This is a genomic window from Streptomyces sp. NPDC019443, from assembly GCF_044389785.1.
Classification (GTDB): domain Bacteria; phylum Actinomycetota; class Actinomycetes; order Streptomycetales; family Streptomycetaceae; genus Streptomyces.
This window is the reverse complement of the sequence record NZ_JBIRYJ010000003.1, coordinates 670,625-689,033: the sequence shown is the minus strand read 5'-3', so window position 1 is coordinate 689,033 and position 18,409 is coordinate 670,625. Positions and strand designations below refer to the sequence as shown.

Annotated in this window: 17 protein-coding genes; 11 read left to right on the top strand and 6 right to left on the bottom strand. The window is 69.8% G+C overall.

Annotated elements, in window-relative coordinates:
• Window positions 1-65 precede the first annotated feature (65 nt).
• Window positions 66-482, bottom strand: a complete 417-nt coding sequence (locus ACH492_RS13470) for a DUF4395 domain-containing protein (RefSeq protein ID WP_398985903.1) — start codon at window positions 480-482, stop codon at window positions 66-68.
• 75 nt (window positions 483-557) lie between these two features.
• Between ACH492_RS13470 and ACH492_RS13465 the strand changes: the two genes are divergently transcribed.
• From ACH492_RS13465 to ACH492_RS13440, 6 genes are all read left to right on the top strand, one after another.
• Complete coding sequence (locus tag ACH492_RS13465) at window positions 558-971, top strand: TlpA family protein disulfide reductase (protein ID WP_398985901.1); 414 nt, start codon at window positions 558-560, stop codon at window positions 969-971.
• Between the two features lie 199 nt (window positions 972-1,170).
• Window positions 1,171-1,677, top strand: a complete 507-nt coding sequence (locus tag ACH492_RS13460) for a flavin reductase family protein (RefSeq protein WP_398985899.1) — start codon at window positions 1,171-1,173, stop codon at window positions 1,675-1,677.
• A gap of 209 nt (window positions 1,678-1,886) precedes the next feature.
• Complete coding sequence (locus tag ACH492_RS13455) at window positions 1,887-2,672, top strand: electron transfer flavoprotein subunit beta/FixA family protein (protein WP_307664943.1); 786 nt, start codon at window positions 1,887-1,889, stop codon at window positions 2,670-2,672.
• 58 nt (window positions 2,673-2,730) lie between these two features.
• A complete protein-coding gene (locus tag ACH492_RS13450) occupies window positions 2,731-3,693 on the top strand; it encodes an electron transfer flavoprotein subunit alpha/FixB family protein (RefSeq protein ID WP_398985897.1) in 963 nt (320 codons plus the stop codon).
• A 152-nt stretch (window positions 3,694-3,845) separates the two neighbouring features.
• Window positions 3,846-5,144, top strand: coding sequence for a DUF6986 family protein (locus ACH492_RS13445; RefSeq protein WP_398985895.1), 1,299 nt, complete (start codon window positions 3,846-3,848; stop codon window positions 5,142-5,144).
• Window positions 5,145-5,216: 72 nt separating this feature from the next.
• The gene (locus ACH492_RS13440; protein ID WP_398985893.1) at window positions 5,217-6,944 is read left to right on the top strand and encodes a serine/threonine-protein kinase; all 1,728 of its coding nucleotides are present in this window, start codon (window positions 5,217-5,219) and stop codon (window positions 6,942-6,944) included.
• Here the strand turns inward: ACH492_RS13440 and ACH492_RS13435 are convergent.
• Window positions 6,930-7,916, bottom strand: coding sequence for a LacI family DNA-binding transcriptional regulator (locus tag ACH492_RS13435; RefSeq protein WP_398985891.1), 987 nt, complete (start codon window positions 7,914-7,916; stop codon window positions 6,930-6,932). The two genes, ACH492_RS13440 and ACH492_RS13435, sit on opposite strands and share 15 nt — an antisense overlap.
• A 211-nt stretch (window positions 7,917-8,127) precedes the next feature.
• Between ACH492_RS13435 and ACH492_RS13430 the strand changes: the two genes are divergently transcribed.
• On the top strand, window positions 8,128-9,093 hold the full coding sequence (locus tag ACH492_RS13430) for an ROK family protein (RefSeq protein ID WP_398985889.1): 966 nt from the start codon (window positions 8,128-8,130) through the stop codon (window positions 9,091-9,093).
• Here the strand turns inward: ACH492_RS13430 and ACH492_RS13425 are convergent.
• Window positions 9,077-11,128 (bottom strand): NPCBM/NEW2 domain-containing protein, encoded by a 2,052-nt coding sequence (locus tag ACH492_RS13425; RefSeq protein WP_398985887.1) that lies wholly within the window; start codon window positions 11,126-11,128, stop codon window positions 9,077-9,079. The genes ACH492_RS13430 and ACH492_RS13425 overlap by 17 nt on opposite strands.
• 267 nt (window positions 11,129-11,395) lie before the next feature.
• On the opposite strand from ACH492_RS13425, the gene ACH492_RS13420 reads away from it, so the two are divergent.
• The 3 genes from ACH492_RS13420 to ACH492_RS13410 are packed head-to-tail and all read left to right on the top strand — an operon-like array spanning window position 11,396 to window position 14,685.
• Window positions 11,396-12,691: an ABC transporter substrate-binding protein gene (locus tag ACH492_RS13420; RefSeq protein ID WP_398986221.1), complete on the top strand. Its 1,296-nt coding sequence runs from the start codon at window positions 11,396-11,398 to the stop codon at window positions 12,689-12,691.
• Window positions 12,692-12,736: 45 nt separating this feature from the next.
• Window positions 12,737-13,768 carry a carbohydrate ABC transporter permease gene (locus tag ACH492_RS13415; protein WP_398985885.1) on the top strand — a complete coding sequence of 344 codons (1,032 nt, stop codon included), beginning with the start codon at window positions 12,737-12,739 and terminating at the stop codon, window positions 13,766-13,768.
• Window positions 13,765-14,685, top strand: coding sequence for a carbohydrate ABC transporter permease (locus tag ACH492_RS13410; RefSeq protein WP_398985883.1), 921 nt, complete (start codon window positions 13,765-13,767; stop codon window positions 14,683-14,685). Before ACH492_RS13415 ends, ACH492_RS13410 begins: the two co-directional genes overlap by 4 nt.
• A gap of 46 nt (window positions 14,686-14,731) precedes the next feature.
• Here ACH492_RS13410 and ACH492_RS13405 read toward each other — a convergent pair whose 3' ends face one another.
• Window positions 14,732-14,908, bottom strand: coding sequence for a hypothetical protein (locus tag ACH492_RS13405; RefSeq protein ID WP_398985881.1), 177 nt, complete (start codon window positions 14,906-14,908; stop codon window positions 14,732-14,734).
• A 243-nt stretch (window positions 14,909-15,151) separates the two neighbouring features.
• Between ACH492_RS13405 and ACH492_RS13400 the strand changes: the two genes are divergently transcribed.
• Entirely contained in the window at window positions 15,152-16,186 is a 1,035-nt protein-coding gene (locus ACH492_RS13400; protein WP_398985879.1) for an NUDIX domain-containing protein, read from the top strand.
• On the opposite strand, the gene ACH492_RS13395 is transcribed toward ACH492_RS13400, so the two are convergent.
• Both ACH492_RS13395 and ACH492_RS13390 read right to left on the bottom strand, forming a co-directional pair.
• Window positions 16,160-16,855 carry an MBL fold metallo-hydrolase gene (locus ACH492_RS13395; RefSeq protein ID WP_398985877.1) on the bottom strand — a complete coding sequence of 232 codons (696 nt, stop codon included), beginning with the start codon at window positions 16,853-16,855 and terminating at the stop codon, window positions 16,160-16,162. The genes ACH492_RS13400 and ACH492_RS13395 overlap by 27 nt on opposite strands.
• A gap of 97 nt (window positions 16,856-16,952) precedes the next feature.
• Window positions 16,953-18,317, bottom strand: a complete 1,365-nt coding sequence (locus ACH492_RS13390) for a dipeptidase (RefSeq protein WP_398985875.1) — start codon at window positions 18,315-18,317, stop codon at window positions 16,953-16,955.
• Window positions 18,318-18,409 lie beyond the last annotated feature (92 nt).

The window sequence follows — 18,409 nt, the reverse complement described above, 5'->3', positions numbered from 1 at the left end:
GGGGCGTGCTGACCAGTCCTGGCGCCTTGGGCGCGCGAGATTCTTCTCACGCCGTTCTTGTCACATCATGACCGGACAGCACTCGCCCGGCGCAGCACCAAGTACATCTCGCACCCCAGGCAGTACCCGAATACGGCGTTGAGGAACGCGGCGGCCAGCGCGCATCCGGTGGCGACGAGAGCGAGCCACGACGGTCCCCAGAAGTACCCGACCAGACCGACCAGGGCGAAGGCGAGCCCCACACCCTGCGCGAACCGCGGCGGCGCGGGCGACTCCAGCTCCGCCGACGGCCCGAGCCGCGGCCGTACCGCCGTGCGGTAAAGCCATCCGTACGGAGAACGCCGCACGCCGAATGCCGCACCCGCGGCGAAGCAGAGCGCCTGCCAGCCGAGCAGGGCGCCGCTGCCCGTGACGAGAACGGCGGCGAGTACGACCGTGGTGACGGCGGCCCCGAAACGCGGCCCCCTGACGTCGATGTCCATGCCCTCAGCATCGCGCAGCGGATCCGTGGTGCGGGCGCGGGAATCTTTACGGTCCTGTGAACGCTGCACGCGGGGATGACTGGACTTGTGGTGTGTGCGGTGGTGCTCGCGGCGGCGAGCGCCTTCGGGCTGTGGCAGCGGCGAAACGGCGGGAGGCTGAAGGTGCGGGGTCGGGACGCTGACAGACGGCTCGGCGTGGCCGAACTCGGCGCGGACCTGGGGCAGCGGGCGACGCTCGTCCAGTTCTCCAGCGCGTTCTGCCAGCCGTGCCGGGCGACGAGGCGCACCCTCGCCGAAGTCGCGGACATGGTCGAAGGAGTCACCCATGTCGAGATCGACGCGGAGGAGCGGCTCGCCCTGGTCCGGGAGCTCGGCATCCTCAAGACGCCCACCGTGCTGGTGCTCGACGCGGGCGGCAACATCGTCACCCGGGCCTCCGGCCAGCCGCGCAAGGCGGATGTGATCGCCGCGCTCGGACAGGCGGTGTGACACCTCGTGACCCATGTCGCACATGCTGGAACGCACTTGACTGCACGCGCCATGCATCGTCACGCTGACGCTGTGCTTCCAGAACTCCTTCTCTACGGGCGGGCTCATATCGACCTCGCGCGGAACGCGAGTGCGCGCTGTCCGGCTGTCTGAGCAGCCACGGCCGCCCCGTTCGCATCCCTTGCAGAAGGACAACTCCATGACGGCTTCGCCCGAACTAAGCACACCTCAGCTGGCCTCTCCCGACCTGCTCCGCTCCGTCTTCCGGCAGCACGCCGCGGGGGTAGCGGTGATCACCGCCCAGGGTGACCACCCCGTCGGATTCACCGCCACCTCTCTCAACTCGGTAGCCGCCGAGCCGCCGTTGATCTCCTTCGGCGTGGGTACGTCGTCCTCCAGCTGGCCGGTGATCGCCCGGGCCGAGCACATCGGCGTACACATACTCGGCGACCACCAGCAGGATCTGGCCGCCACCTTCGCCCGCAGCGGTGCCGACCGCTTCGCGCCGCCCACCGGCTGGCGCAGCGGCCCCGAGGGCGTTCCGGTGCTCGACGGCGTACTGGCGTGGCTGGTGTGCCGGATCATCAACCGCGTCCCGGCCGGGGATCATCGCATCGTGATCGCCGAGGTCGTCGTCGGCGACCCCGCCGGAGGCGGCCGGCCGCTGCTGTACCACCAGGGACGCTTCAACGGGCTGAAGGACTGAAGCGTTTTTCTGGGAGCCGCCGGTTACGGAGCGTTGGCAAGGTCACAGTACAAAGCGCTTGCTTACTGGGGATGAACTGGATGTACTGGGAGTACTGGCGAGTAATATTTCGTTCGGAGCGCGGCCCGCCCCGACCGGGATCCGCCCCGTCAGACGCCTATGCTGCGTGCAAGGCAGCCCAGTAGAGACGATGCAGTAGGAGAGCCGGCGTGAGCTTGAGGATCGTTGTCTGTGTGAAGTACGTGCCCGACGCCACCGGCGACCGGCACTTCGCCGATGACCTGACCGTCGACCGCGACGACGTCGACGGCCTGCTGTCGGAGCTGGATGAGTACGCGGTCGAGCAGGCGCTGCAGATCGCCGACGAGGCGGACGACGCGGAGATCACCGTGCTGACCGTCGGTCCCGAGGACGCCAAGGACGCGCTGCGCAAGGCGCTGTCCATGGGTGCCGACAAGGCCGTCCACGTCGAGGACGACGACCTGCACGGCAGCGACGTCATGGGCACCTCGCTGGTGCTCGCCAAGGCGATCGAGAAGACCGGTTACGACCTGGTCATCGCCGGTATGGCCTCGACGGACGGCACCATGGGTGTGCTGCCGGCGATTCTCGCCGAGCGCCTGGGCGTTCCGCAGGTCACGCTGCTCTCCGAGGTCTCCGTCGAGGACGGCGTCGTGAAGGGCCGCCGTGACGGCGACACCGCGAGCGAGCAGCTCGAGGCGTCCCTGCCGGCCGTCGTGTCCGTGACGGACCAGTCGGGCGAGGCTCGCTACCCGTCCTTCAAGGGCATCATGGCCGCGAAGAAGAAGCCGGTGGAGTCCCTGGACCTGGAGGACCTCGAGATCGACGCCGACGAGGTCGGCCTCGAGGGCGCCTGGACCGCTGTGGACTCGGCCGCCGAGCGTCCGGCCCGCACCGCCGGCACGATCGTCAAGGACGAGGGCGAGGGCGGCAAGCAGCTCGCGGAGTTCCTCGCGAGCCAGAAGTTCATCTGAGCTTCGGTCATATCCCCAACCGCCCCCAGATACTTCGCATTCGCAGGAGAGCAATCCCATGGCTGAAGTTCTCGTCTATGTCGACCACGTGGACGGCGCCGTCCGCAAGCCCACCCTCGAGCTGCTGACCCTCGCCCGCCGCATCGGCGAGCCGGTCGCCGTCGCCCTCGGCTCCGGCGCCGAGGCCACCGCCCCCGCGCTCGCCGAGCACGGCGCGGTCAAGGTCCTGACCGCCGATGCCCCCGAGTTCGCCGACTACCTCGTCGTACCGAAGGTGGACGCGCTGCAGGCCGCGTACGAGGCCGTCTCGCCGGCCGCCGTGCTCGTCCCGTCCTCCGCCGAGGGCAAGGAGATCGCGGCCCGCCTCGCGGTCCGCATCGGCTCCGGCATCATCACCGACGCCGTCGACCTCGAGGCCGGCGACGAGGGTCCGGTGGCCACGCAGGCCGCGTTCGCCGCCTCCTTCACCACCAAGTCCCGTGTCTCCAAGGGCACCCCGGTCATCACGGTCAAGCCGAACTCGGCCGCTGTGGAGGCCGCTCCGGCCGCGGGCGCCGTCGAGGCGCTCGCCGTCTCCTTCTCCGAGAAGGCCACCGGCACCAAGGTCGTCTCCCGCACCCCGCGCGAGTCCACCGGCCGTCCCGAGCTGACCGAGGCCGCGATCGTGGTCTCCGGTGGCCGCGGTGTCAACGGCGCCGAGAACTTCCACATCATCGAGGCGCTGGCCGACTCGCTCGGCGCGGCTGTCGGCGCCTCGCGCGCCGCGGTGGATGCCGGCTGGTACCCGCACTCCAACCAGGTCGGCCAGACCGGCAAGTCGGTCTCCCCGCAGCTGTACATCGCCTCGGGCATCTCCGGCGCGATCCAGCACCGGGCCGGCATGCAGACCTCGAAGACCATCGTGGCAATCAACAAGGACGCCGAGGCTCCGATCTTCGACCTGGTCGACTACGGCGTGGTCGGCGACCTCTTCGAGGTCGTCCCGCAGCTGACCGAAGAGGTCCAGACGCGCAAGGGCTGACCTCCGCTTTCTGTACGGCCTGGGGCCGCGCGGTGATCTTCACCGCGCGGCCCCAGTCTGTTACGGGGGACCATTGACGCAGGTCGTAACCGCCGACTAACTTCGCCATACGGATTGTTAATTCCGTGCTGCGGAAAATAGGAGGGTGCAGGATGGGTCAGCAGGAGAAGGTGGCAACGAGCCTCGCCGGAGCGGTCAGCGAGGAAATCAGCGCCTCCCTCGCGCCGGTGGACGCGGAGCTCGCCCGCCGCTACCCGGGAGACCCCGGCACTCGCCAGCCCGTTCACACGGTCTACGTACCCGGTGATGTCTTCGCCTCCGACACCATCCGTTCCTGGGGCGACCAGGCGCTCGCCGCGCTCGACGAGCACGCCCCGGACGCCGCGTCCCTCGCAGCCGTCCTCGGCCTCTCCGGCGAACTCGCGGCCCCGGTGTACGACCGCGTACGGGCCAAGCTGGAGCGTGAGCCCATCGAGGACCTGCGCATCGACTTCGAGGACGGCTACGGCGGCCGCGGCGACGCCGAGGAGGACGCGCACGCCGCCCGCGCCGCCCGCCTGGTCACCGAGGCATACGCGCAGGGCACCGCCGCCCCGTACATGGGCATCCGTATGAAGTGCATGGAGGCCGCCGTACGCGACCGGGGCATCCGCACCCTCGACATCTTCCTCACCGGCCTCATCGAGGCCGACGGGCTGCCCGACGGCCTCGTCCTGACCCTCCCCAAGGTCACCTACACCGAGCAGGTCACCGCGATGGTGCGGCTGCTGGAGGAGTTCGAGAAGGCGCGCGGTCTGCACGCGGGCCGGATCGGCTTCGAGATCCAGATCGAGACCAGCCAGTCCATCCTCGCCGCCGACGGCACCGCCGCCGTGGCGCGGATGATCGACGCCGCCGAGGGCCGGGCCACCGGACTGCACTACGGCACCTTCGACTACAGCGCCTGCCTCGGCGTCAGCGCCGCCTACCAGGCCAGCGACCACCCCGCCGCCGACCACGCCAAGGCCGTCATGCAGGTCGCGGCCGCGGGCACCGGCGTTCGCGTCTCGGACGGCTCTACAAACGTCCTTCCGGTCGGCACCACCGAGAAGGTCCACGACGCCTGGCGGCTGCACTACGGCCTGACCCGCCGAGCCCTGGCCCGCGCCTACTACCAGGGCTGGGACATGCACCCCGGCCACCTGCCGACCCGCTACGCCGCCGTGTTCGCCTTCTACCGCGAGGGCTTCGAGCAGGCCGCCGCGCGGCTGTCCGCGTATGCCAACCACGCGGCCGGCGACGTCATGGACGAGCCCGCCACCGCCAAGGCGCTGAGCAGCTATCTGCTGCGTGGCATCGACTGCGGCGCCCTCGACACCGCCGAAGTCGCCCGGCTCACCGGACTCACGCGCGCTGATCTCGACGGCTTCGCCGCACCGCGCCGCGGGGACCTCACGGCCACAGCCAAGTAACAGTCGGCGCTGCTCTCACCGCTGCCCTCTAGTCTGTGCGCGACCACAGTCGCAACAAGGATCGGGGCAGCCGTGTCTTCGGGGGAGAACGAGCGGCTCGCCGGCCGTTACCGGGTGATCGAACAGCTGGGCCGCGGCGGCATGGGCGTCGTCTGGCGCGCCGTCGACGAGGTACTCGGCCGCGAAGTCGCCGTCAAGGAACTGCGCACCTACAGCGACTCGTCGGGCCCCGAACTGGCCGACCTCAGAGTGCGGATGCAACGCGAGGCCCGCGCGGCGGCCCGCGTACGCCACCCCGCGGTCATCGCCGTCCACGACGTCACCGAACACGAAGGCCGTCCGGTCATCGTGATGGAGCTCATCGACGGCCCCTCGCTGGACGATGTGCTCAGTGAGCGCGGCGTCATGGACGCGCGCGAGGTGGCCGCCATCGGAGCCAAGGTGATGCAGGCGCTGGGCGCCGCCCACCGCGCCGGGGTGCTGCATCGCGACGTGAAGCCCGGCAATGTGCTGCTGGACCGCGGGGGCCGGGTGGTGCTCACCGACTTCGGCATCGCGGCGATGGACGACCCCGGCGACGGCGCGACCACCCATCTGACGCGCAGCGGCGAACTGGTCGGCTCGCTCGACTACTTGGCGCCCGAGCGCGCCCAGGGCCAGGACCCCGGTCCCGCGTCCGACATCTGGGCGCTCGGCGCCACGCTGTATGCGGCTGTGGAGGGCGCGGCTCCGTTCCGCCGCACCTCCACCTGGTCGACGCTCAACGCGATCGTCGTGGAGCCGCTGCCCGAGCCGCTGCGGGCCGGCGCGCTCGGACCCGTACTGCGGGAGCTGATGCACAAGGACCCGGCGCAGCGGCCCGACGCGGACACCGCGGCGCGGCTGCTCTCTGCCGTGGCGGCGGGCCAGGACACCGGCACCTCGACCGTGTCGCTGGGGACAGCGCCGCCGGCCGCACCGGATCCGGCGACCCGGGTGCCGACCGTGCTCAACGCGGCGCCGCACCGGCCCGACGGCTTCGGCCCCGCGGCGCCGCAGGCCCCGGCCCCGCATGCTTCTCCCGCACCGATACCCGCACCCGCCCCGGCCGCGCCACCCGCGTCCGGCGGTCGCGGTCGGGCGAGGGTCCTGGTGACGGCCGGAGTCGTCGCCGTCCTGCTCGCCGGGGGAGGCGTGACGTACGCCCTCGTCGACCGTGACGGATCGGGCGGCCGGGAGCTCGCGGGCGGCCGGGCCGAGAGTCCGGCGGCGAGTTCGAGCGCACCCGGGGGCCCGCTCGCGAGCGCCTCCGGCGGCAAGCAGAGCCCGAGCACCAAGCCCACCGAGCAGGGCGCCACCAAGTCGCCCACCCAGTCCGCCAAGCCGCCCGCGCCCGGCAAGGCAACCGGAGGATCGGACTCCGGCGGCTCGACCAGCGGCGGGTCCTCGGGCACGACCGGCGGCTCGACCCCCACGGGCGGCGGCGGCACCTCCACCAACGGCGGTTCTACGACCGGAGGTTCGGACCCGGACCCGGCGCCCGTCTGCCACTCGATCGGCGGCGGCAAGTACAACTGCCAGGTCTGGAAGCAGGCGAAGTCGTACACCGCGTCCGGCACCGAGAAGGGGGTGCTCAACGCGGGCACCAACTACTTCTACTGCCAGCAGAATCTGGGCCGCCGCGAGACCTCCGGCCAGTGGACGAACGTCTGGTGGGCCAAGACCGACGACGACAGCGGCAACACCAATGTCTTCGTCAGCGACGTCTACATCCAGGGCGGCGAAAACGACCAGCCGGTGCCGGGCCTACCCGTCTGCTGACGGCGGGATCTCGCCCGAGCCGCGCGGGATGAGTACCGTCTCCAGCGCCACCTGCGAAGGCGCGTCGTCCACGCCGTCGAGGCGGCGGAACAGCCGTTCCGCGGCGGTACGCCCCAGGGCTGCCGCGTCCTGGGCTATGACCGTGATGCCCAGCAGGTCGGCGAGTTCGATGTCGTCGAAGCCGACCAGGGCGACCGGCCGGTGGTGCCCGGCCAGGACCCGTACCGCTGTGACCGTCACCCGGTTGTTGCCCGCGAAGACCGCGGTGACCGGGTCGGGCCCCGCCAGCATCTCGGTGACGGCGGCCCGCACCCGCTCCGGCGCGGTGGAGCCCAGCGAGACCCAGGACTCGTCCACATCGAGCCCGGCGTCCTCCATGGCGGTGCGGTAGCCGCGCAGCCGCTCGACGGCCGTGTGGATGCGCGGCTGGTCGCCGATGAAGCCGATACGGCGGTGGCCGTGCGCGATCAGATGGGCCACGCCGGTGCGGGCGCCGCCGAAGCTGTCGGAGAGCACCACGTCCGCGTCGATCTGCCCAGCCGGGCGGTCCACGAACACCGTCGCGATGCCCGCCTTGATCTCGGGCTCCAGATAGCGGTGGTCGTGGCCGGCCGGGATCACGATCAGACCGTCGACCCGGCGGGCGCACAGGGCCAGCACCAGTTCCTGCTCGCGGTCCGGGTCCTCGGCGCTGGAGCCGTTGATGAGCAGCGCGCCATGCGCCCGGGCGACCTCCTCGACCGCACGGCTCAGCGGACCGTAGAAGGGGTCTGCGAGGTCCTCCAGGACGAGGCCGACGGAGGCGGTGCGGCCCTTGCGAAGCACGCGCGCGCTGTCGTTGCGGCGGAAGCCGAGGGACTCGATGGCCTCCTGCACCCGGCGCTCGGTGTCGGGTGTGACACCCGGCTCCCCATTGACCACCCGCGAGACCGTTTTGAGGCCGACGCCCGCGCGGGCGGCGACGTCTTTCATGGTCGGCCGATTGCCGTAGCGGGGCTCGGGCCCTCGGGGGCGCCCCGGCGAAGGCACGGGATGGTCGGTCTCTGCCACAGTGCGCTGTCCTGTCGTCGTCCGGGTGTGCAAGGGTGTGGCGTCGAGCATAGGCCCTGGACAACGTTGTCAGGGGAATGGAGACTGTTACTGAATCCGCAGGTCCGACCAGCTCCCGGGGGATCCGACACCGATGCATACCGACCTCGTCGCCGCGCTCGACATCGGCGGCACCAAGATCGCCGGCGCGTTGGTGGACGGCAGCGGCAGGATCCTCGTGCGCGCCCAGCGCCCGACACCTGCCCAGGAGGACGGCGAGACGGTGATGCGCGCCGTCGAGGGAGTCCTCGCCGAGCTGTCCGTATCCCCGCTCTGGGCGCGCGCGTCGGCCGTTGGCATCGGCAGCGCCGGTCCGGTGGACGCGTCCGCCGGCACGGTCAGCCCGGTCAATGTCCCGGGCTGGCGTGACTTTCCGCTGGTCGCGCGGGTGCGAAGAGCCGTCGGCGGTCTGCCCGTCGAGCTGGTGGGCGACGGTGTCGCGATGACGGCGGCCGAGCACTGGCAGGGTGCGGCCCGCGGGTACGACAACGCGCTGTGCATGGTGGTCTCCACGGGCGTCGGCGGCGGACTCGTCCTCGGCGGGAAGCTTCACCCCGGGCCCACCGGCAACGCCGGGCACATCGGCCACATCAGCGTCGACCTCGACGGCGATCTGTGCCCCTGCGGCGCGCGCGGCTGCGTCGAGCGCATCGCCAGCGGCCCGAACATCGCGCGCCGGGCGCTGGAGGGCGGCTGGCAGCCGGGCCCCGACGGCGACACCTCGGCGGCCGCGGTGGCCGCCGCGGCCCGGGCCCAAGACCCGGTCGCCGTCGCCTCCTTCGAGCGCGCGGCTCAGGCGCTCGCCGCCGGGATCGCCGCCACCGCGACCCTCGTGGAGATCGAAATCGCGGTGATCGGCGGGGGAGTGGCGAACGCGGGCGAGGTGCTCTTCGCCCCGCTGCGCCGTTCGCTGCGCGACTACGCCACGCTCTCCTTCGTACAGCGGCTGACCGTGGCTCCGGCCCTGACGGGCACGGACGCGGGTCTGGTGGGTGCGGCAGCTGCCGCCTCGCTCGGCCGTCACGGCGAGGCGGCAGCGGTGGTCAGCAGCCGATCCTGAGATCGGCCCAGTCGGCGTGGTCGGAATCGATACCGTCCCCGCCGTCGGTGACCACCAGACGTACGACCTTCGCGCCACTGACGTCCGCCGAAATCGGCTGTGGGGGCATGGCGTTGGTCAGGACGCCCGTCGACGCGGCCTTCTTTCCGTCCGCCCAGATCTCGAAGGCGACCGTGCCGCGCGTCCCCTTCTCGTCGTCCACGCCGACCTGCGCGCTCACCGTGGTACACCGGCCACCGGCGTAGTACTCCACCGCGCTCGCGGCATGCACGCCCAGACCCTTGGCGAAGACCTGGCCGCCGATGGTGATCGGCCTTCCGTCGCCCGCCTTGCTCTCGCCGTTACTGGTGTCCTTCTCCACCGGACCCCAGCCGTTCGCCGTGCTCAGCGCGGCGAGATCGCTGAGATACGACTGACCGGCGGGCGGCGCCACGACCACGTGCACACTCCCGGGCACGGCGACGGTCAGCCGCTGTCCGGTCGGGGAGCGGTACTTCGCCGTCAGGGTCAGTGCGTACGAACCGGGCGCGGCGCCCGGCGGCACAGCGATCTCCCAGCCCGTCGTCAGCTTCCTTCCGCTGGTGAGCACCGCGGCGGTGGCCTTGGACGTTGCCTTGACGCGCCAGCCCTCGGGCCCGGTCATTGCGACCGAGACGGCGAGCGCGGGCGTACGGCCCAGGTCGGTGACGGTCGAGGTGAGCTTCCCGGTCTGGCCCGCCTCGGCCATCAGGCCCTCGTCGGCGCTCACTTCGACGGCCGGCGGCAGCAGCGCCCACTTGCGGTCCGTCGAGACGCGCACCAGTACCGTGCCGTGCGCGGGCACGGTCGCGGAGATCGTCCCCGCGGTGTTGGCGTCGGTGTGCCGCCACAGATCGCGCAGCCGGTAGCCGGGGGCGTCCGGCAGTCCGACTGCCTTCGCCGTGGTGGCGATCCGCTGCGGGCTGCCGCTCTCGTTGAAGAGCGCGACCGCGCGGCTGCCGTCCTGCATCTCCTTGGCCACCACCCAGCGGCCGCCCTCGGAGCTGATCACCGTGCCCTGCTTGCCCAGCGGGTCCTGGTCGACGGCGATGACCTCGCGGTTGCCGAGGATCTCAAACGCGGAGGCGGGCGCCTTGCGCAGATCGGAGCCGATCAGCAGCGGCGCGGCCATGATCGACCACATGGAGAAGTGGGAGCGGTACTCCGTGTCCGTCATGCCGCCATTGCCGACCTCCAGCATGTCGGGGTCGTTCCAGTGGCCAGGGCCCGCGTACTGCGCGAGCGGCAGATTCTTCTTCATGATCGACAACATGGAGCCCCAGTTGTCGCTGATGTCCCCGGTGGTGCGCCAGAGCTGTCCGACGTCCGCGGCCCACTCCCAGGGCCTGTTCTGGCCCCACTCGCAGATGCTGTAGACGATGGGGCGACCTGTTGTCTCAGAGGCGGCCTTCAGGGCGTCGCGCATCGTGGTGTAGCGGAGTTTGGCGTCCACGCCCTGGTTGTTGCAGTTGTCGTACTTGAGGTAGTCGACGCCCCAGTCGGCGAACTGCTGCGCGTCGCTGTACTCATGTCCGAGCCCGCCCGGGAAACCGGCGGTGTTGCAGGTCTTGGTCCCGGCGCTGGTGTAGATGCCGAACTTCAGTCCCTTGGCGTGGACGTAGTCGGCGACGGCCTTGATGCCGCCCGGGAAGCGCACCGGGTCGGGGACGAGCTTGCCGTTCGCGTCGCGCTGCGGCAGTGCCCAGCAGTCGTCCAGATTGACGTACTCGTACCCGGCCTCCTTGAGGCCCTTCTCGACGAAGATGTCGGCGATTCCCTTGACCATCGCCTCGTTGAACTCCGCCCGGCAGTGGGTGGTGTTCCAGTTGTTGAACCCCATCGGAGGGGTCAGGGCGAGCCCTTCGTCGAGCTGCGCGCCGGCCGGTGCGGGTTCGGCCGGCACGGCCGGGGCGCCCGAGGCGATCGCCGGAGTGCCCAGTCCTGCCGCGCTGAGCAGCGCGGCGGCCAGCGCTCCGACGACTCTATGGCGGGTAGTGCGGGTGGGAAGGTGACGCATCGTAACGTTCCTCCGTACTCGCGCATATTGGGATGACGGCATGTGTTTGTCAGTGGCGAGCGTTTACGGTAGGCCGTGTTGGAGTCTGTTGGAAGAGATGCGGTAACGGTTGTTCGATGTCTCGCCAAAACCCTTGACGACACCACTTCTTGGGAGTGAGATCCAATCCTCGCGTTGGGTTGTGTTGAGTTGCACCCCGGAGGAGGGGACATGGCGCAGTCATCGTTCAACGGTTCTGCCGCGCCCGGGAGCGTGGCAGGACATCGGATGTCCCGGCGGAATCTGCTGCGGGGTGCGGCCGCGGGTGCAGGTGCGATCGCGCTGCCCTCACTGCTCGCTGCCTGCGGCAGTGGCCCCGGCGGGGACGGCAAGACCATCACCATGGGGTCCAACTCGTCCGACCCGGTGCCGAAGAAGGCGTTCGCCGACGCCTTCGCCGCGTACGCGAAGCAGTCCAAGGACGGCCGGAAGGTCAAGGTCAACACCGTTGACCACAACACCTTCCAGGAGAACATCAACCGCTATCTGCAGGGCAAGCCGGACGATGTCTTCATGTGGTTCGCGGGCTACCGCATGCAGTTCTTCGCCAAGAAGGGGCTGTTGCACGACATCAGCGACAACTGGGAGAGCTACCAGGGCTTCTCGCCGGCCCTCAAGGCCCAGTCGACGGGCGAGGACGGCAAGCAGTACCTCACGCCGTACTACTACTACCCGTGGGCCGTCTTCCACCGCAAAAGCGTCTTCCAGCAGTACGGCTACCAGGCGCCCAAGACGCTCGACGAGTACATAGCGCTCGCCAGGCAGATGCAGAAGGACAAGCTCGTCCCCATCGCGTTCTGCGACAAGGACGGCTGGCCCGCGATGGGCACCTTCGACTACATCAACATGCGCACCAACGGATACGAGTTCCACAAGAGCCTCATGGCGGGCAAGGAGGCGTGGACCGACAAGCGCGTCAAGGACGTCTTCGACACCTGGCGCAGCATCCTCCCGTACTGCCAGCCCGGCGCCAACGGCCGCACCTGGCAGGAGGCCGCCACCAGCCTGCAGAAGAAGCAGACGGGCATGGCCGTCTTCGGACTCCCGCACCCCGGCGCGCAGTTCCCCAAGGCCGAACAGGCCGACATCGACTTCTTCCCGTTCCCGGTGATCAACCCGGAGCACGGCCAGGACGCCGTCGAGGCGCCCATCGACGGCTTCCTGCTCGCGAAGAAGTCCAAGAACCTCAAGAACGCGAAGAACATGGAGAGCGCAAAGGACCTGCTGAAGTGGCTGGCCACCGGCAAGGCGGAGGACATCTACCTCGCCAGTGACCCCAACAACATCGCCGTGAGCGACGAGGCCGACCTCTCGAAGTACACCCCGCTGCAGAAGAAGGCCGTCGAACTCGTCTCCGGCGCCGAGCAGATCTCGCAGTTCCTCGACCGTGACACCAGGCCCGACTTCTCGTCGACCGTGATGATCCCGGCCATTCAGACCTTCATCAACAAGCCGAAGGACGTGGACGGGTTGGTCAACAGCATCGAGAGGCAGAAGAAGACCATCTTCGCCTCCGAAGACTGACCGACGCCGGCCGAGACCGACTTGGAGTCACCACCCGTGCCGCTGATGCAATCTCCCGGGGGACAACCCCTGGACCCTCCCTCTCGGCCCTCCGGGCCCGGGGGGACCCCCAGGCCGGAACCGCAGGCCGCCCGGGGCGCCCCGAAGGGCACCGGGGGGCGAACGAAGGTGAGCGTCTCGCGGCGCACCGCACGAGGAGGGCCCCGGCGGTTCACCCGCCGCGACCTCGCCGTCCTCGGCGTGCTGCTGGGCATACCGATCCTGCTCGACGTGGCCATCGTGTGGGGGCCGACCCTCGCTTCCGTCGTGCTCTCCTTCACCAGCTGGGACGGCATCGGGGACATCTCCTGGGTCGGCACGCAGAACTACGAGACCCTCTTGACCAACTATCCGCAGTTCTGGCCGGCCGCCCGCCACAACCTGCTCTGGCTGGCCTTCCTCGGACTGATCGCCACCCCGTTCGGACTGCTGCTCGCCGTCCTCATCGACAAGGGCGTACGGTTCAGCCGCTTCTACCAGTCGACGCTGTACATGCCGGTCGTGCTCTCGCTCGCCGTCGTCGGCTTCATCGCCCAACTGGTCTTCTCCCGCGACCAGGGCGCCCTCAACGCGATCCTCGCCGACACCGAGTCGCCCACCGACTGGCTCGGCGACCCCGACCTCAATCTCTGGATGATCCTGCTGGCCGCCGCCTGGCGGCACACCGGCTATGTGATGATCCTCTACCTGGCGGGGCTGAAAGCGGTCGATCCCTCGCTGAAGGAAGCCGCCGCCATCGACGGGGCCAGTGAGACGCAGACCTTCTTTCGCGTCGTCTTCCCGACCCTGCGGCCCGTCAATGTCATCGTCGGCGTCATCACCGTCATCGAAGCGCTGCGCGCCTTCGACATCGTCTACGCCGTCAACAAGGGCAGAAACGGCCTGGAGCTGCTCTCGGTCCTCGTCACCGACAACATCATCGGCGAGGCCAGCCGGATCGGATTCGGCTCGGCCATCGCCGTCGTGCTGCTGCTCGTCTCCATGGGATTCGTCGTGACGTATCTGGTCCAGGAGATCCGTGGGGAGAAGAACCGATGACGCTCGACACCGCCCCGCCGCCCGCCGCGACCCCGGCAGTTCCCGCGGCGCCCCGCAAGCGCCTGGTCCGCCCCGGCCGGCTCGGCCTGCACGCCTTCCTGCTGACCGTCTCGCTGGCGTTCCTCGCGCCGCTGCTGCTCGCGGTCTACGCCTCACTCAGGCCGTACGACGAGACCTCCGAGCACGGGTACTTCTCACTGCCGAAGAAGCTCTCCTTCGACTACTACCAGCAGGCCTTCAGCGACTCGGGGATGATGAAGTACTTCGTCAACACCCTCATCATCGCTGTGCCCGGAGTGCTGCTGGCGCTCTTCTTCGCCTCGTTCGTGGCCTTTGCCGTGTCACGGCTGAGGATGCGCGGCTCCATGGTGCTGCTGATGCTCTTCACCGCGGGCAATCTGCTGCCCCAGCAGGTGATCGTCACTCCGCTGTACGTGCTGTTCAACCGCATTCCGCTGCCGTACTGGATGTCCGACTCGATGACGATGTTCGACTCGTTCTGGGCCGTCATCTCCGTCCAGGTCGGTTTCCAGATCGGGTTCTGCGTCTTCGTCCTCGCCAACTTCATGCGCACCCTGCCGCAGGAGATCCTGGAGGCGGCGATCGTGGACGGCGCGAGTGTGTGGACGCAGTACTGGCGCATCACGCTCCCGCTGTGCCGTCCGGCCCTGGCGGCGCTCGGCACGCTCCAGTTCACCTGGATGTACAACGACTTCCTCTGGGCGCTCGTCTTCATCTCCGACGGCGACAAGCTCCCCATCACCTCGGCGCTGAACAACCTCCGCGGCCAGTTCTTCACCGACTACAACCTGCTCGCCGCGGGCTCGGTGATCGTGGCACTGCCGACGCTGCTGGTCTTCCTCCTGCTGCAGCGGCACTTCATCGCCGGGCTCACCCTCGGCTCCACCAAGGGCTGACAGGCGAGGCCCCCGTCCCGTCCGGGACGGGGGCCTCGCCGCGCCACTAAGTGATCGCGTCCGCTGTCTGCTTGGGCAGGACCACCAGGAACGCATCCGCTTCGAGGTCCATCACGACCTCCGCCGCCAGACCCTCGTCCCGGCGGGCCCGGGCGAATTCCTCGGCCGGCCAGCTTCCGCGCGGGCCCCCGGCGGGAAACCTCTCCAACACCGTACGGCGCATCCCGCACCCCCTTGTCTCTCCAGCTCCAACGGCGCTTCGCAGCCCGGTGTCACGGTTCGGGCGAAGTCATCGGTTCGTATGGTGAGACGCACCAGGGTTCAGGACGGCTGTGGTGAACCGGCAACAGCAAGGGCACAGTTGTGTCCGCGATTGTGTCCGCGATCAACCAGTCGGCTCCCGACACGGGTTTCCGTGGCAGGGTGTTGCGGGCAATCCACTGTGGGCTACGAAAGAGGGGGAACCGTGATCGTCTGGATCAACGGTGCGTTCGGAGCGGGCAAGAGCAGTACCGCGCGCGAACTGATCGATCTGATCCCGAACAGCACGCTGTACGACCCCGAACTCATCGGCGGCCACTTGCGCCACCTGCTGCCGCCGAAACGCCTCGCCGAGGTGAGCGACTACCAGGATCTGCCGATCTGGCGGCGGCTCGTGGTGGACACCGCGGCGGCGCTGCTGGCCGAGCTCGGCGGTGTGCTGGTGGTGCCCATGACCCTGCTGCGTCAGGAGTACCGCGACGAGATCTTCGGCGGGCTCGCCTCCCGCCGGATTCCCGTACGGCATGTGCTGCTTCGACCGGAGGAAACGATCCTGCGCGCGCGGATCGCCGCCCGCGAGGAGCCGGACATCCCGGACGCCGACCAGCGCGTCAGTCAGTGGGCGTACGACCACATCGAGCCCTACCTCGCCGCCCTGGACTGGATCGGCGCCGACGCGCACGTCGTCGACACCAGCCGACTGGACCCGCACGAGACGGCGCAGCACATAGCCGAGGCGGTACGGAACGGGGACGCCGCGGTCTGCGAGATCGTTCAGACGCCCGAGCCGACCGCCGAAACCCTCGCCGCCGGAGTGCTGCTCTTCGACGAGGAGGACCGGGTGCTCCTCGTCGACCCGACCTACAAACCGGGCTGGGAGTTCCCGGGCGGAGTCGTTGAACGGGGTGAGGCGCCCGCGCGGGCCGGAATGCGCGAGGTGACCGAAGAGCTCGGCATCGAACTCGCCCAGGTGCCAAGGCTGTTGGTGGTCGACTGGGAGGCGCCGCGGCCGCCCGGGTTCGGCGGGCTGCGGCTGCTCTTCGACGGCGGCCGGCTGCACAGCGTCGAGGCCGGACGGGTGCTGCTGCCCGGATCGGAGCTGCGCGGCTGGCGCTTCGTATGCGAGCAGGAGGCGGCGCAACTGCTGCCGCCGACGCGCTACGAGCGGCTCCGCTGGGCGCTGCGGGCGCGCGAGCGCGGGACCGTGCTCAACCTAGAGGCCGGCGTCCCCGTCGGCTGAGGCGCGCAGCACCGCCGCGGCATCCTCGGTGAGGGGATCGCCGTGCCCGAAGCAGACGGTGGACGGCGCGAGCGAGGCAAGGCGGCGCATCGACGCCTCGGCCCGCGCGCGGTCCACATTGAAGACGCCCAGCATCACCTGACCCACGGCCGCGACGCAGTCGCCCGTGAACAGCACGCCGTGGCGGGGGAGATGGATGCCGATGGAGCCGGCGGTGTGGCCGGGGGCATGGACCACCACGGCCCCGTCGCCGAAGCCGAGCTCGTCGCCGTCCTCGAGCTCGTGGTCGACGCGGGTGGGCGGGGCCGGCGGCACCGTGAGCCCGTGCTCGTACAGCGGAACCTCCCAGTCGAGCAGGACCGGCTCGGGGACGGGCCGCTCGCCGCGGACGACGGGGGCGTCGAGTCGGTGGGCCAGCACCTCGGCGCCGTACCGGTCCGCCAGCTCCTCGGCCGCGCCCACATGGTCCCGGTGGCAGTGGGTGAGCACGATGCGGCGGATGGAGCTGGGGCTTTGGCCCGCGCTCCGTATCGCCTTCTCGAGGTCCGGTGCGGCGTGCACGTTCCCCGCGTCGATCAGGGTCAGCTCGTCGCCGTCGCGCCACAGGTAGGCCTGGCCGATCGGGAAGCGGAACATGTGCAGTTGAGGCAGTACCTCGATGAAGTCCATGCGGCGAACGTACGCAGCGTCGTACGCCCGCCGCACGGATCTACGCTTGTGGCGATCTACGCTGAGCGCTTAAGCCCGCTCGCTCAAGCCCGCTCGCTCAAGCCTTCTTGGACTCGGCGTAGTTGACCAGGAAGTGCGCCTCCGCGACGGAGAGCCGCTCCAGCTCCTCGGGCGAGACGGACTCGTTCACCGCGTGGATCTGCGCCTCCGGCTCGCTCAGGCCGATCAGCAGGATCTCCGCATCGGGGTAGAGCGCGGCGAGCGTATTGCAGAGCGGAATCGAGCCGCCCATGCCGGACGCCTGCATCTCCTCTCCCGGGTACGCGACGCGCATCGCCTCGGCCATCGAGGTGTAGGCGGGGCTGGTGACGTCCGCCTGGAACGCCTGGCCCTTACCCACCTGCTCCATCGACACCCGGGCGTTCCACGGCGTGTGCTTCTCGATGTGCGCGAACAGCAGCTCGGTCGCCTCGGCGGCGTCCTGGCCCGGCGGCACCCGCAGGCTGATCTGCGCCCGGGCGCTCCCCGGAATGGAGGGAGTCGCGCCGGCCACCGGGTGGCAGTCGATGCCGATCACGGTGACGGCGGGACGCGCCCAGATACGGTCGGCGACCGTGCCGTTGCCGGTCAGGCCGACACCGTCGAGGACCTTGGCGTCCTTGCGGAACTCGCCCTCGGGGTACTGCAGTCCCTCCCACTGCGCCTGCGCCGGGAGCCCGTCGATCACCGTCGAGCCGTCCTCGGCACGCAGCGAGTCCAGTACGCGGATGAGCGCGGCCAGCGCGTCGGGCGCGGCGCCGCCGAACTGGCCCGAGTGCAGATTGCCCTCAAGAGTGTCGATCTGGACGCGGATCATCGTCATGCCGCGCAGCGTCGCCGTCACGGTGGGAAGACCCACCCGGAAGTTCCCGGTGTCGCCGATCACGATGGCATCGGCCGTCAGCAGCTCCGGGTGCGCCTCGGCGTACTGCTCCAGACCGCCCGTGCCCTGCTCCTCCGAGCCCTCCACGATCACCTTCACGGTGACCGGTATGCCGCCGTTCGTCCTGAGGGCGCGCAGCGCGAGCAGATGCATGATGAAGCCGCCCTTGCAGTCGGCGGCACCACGTCCGTACCAGCGGCCGTCCCGCTCGGTCAGTTCAAAGGGCGGGGTCACCCACGCGGACTCGTCCAGCTTCGGCTGCACGTCGTAGTGCGCGTACAGCAGCACCGTCGGCGCACCCTCAGGGCCGGGCAGCAGCCCGTACACCGACTGCGAACCGTCGGGGGTGTCGAGCAGCGCGACGTCCTGGAATCCCTCGGTGCGCAGCGCATCGGCCACCCAGTTCGCGGCGGCCTCGCACTCACTCCGCGGCGCCACTGCCTCGTCCGCCACCGATTGGAAGGCCACCAGCTCGGTCAGCTCCGCCTTGGCGCGGGGCATCAGTGAGGCGATGGTCTCGGCGATCGGATTCGCGGTCATGGGCACGCTCCTTGTGGGTGCGACGTTGTGCGATGTGTGCAAGGCGACGGTGTGGTTGATCCTCGCACGGGCAGGAAGTGACCGCGCCGTAG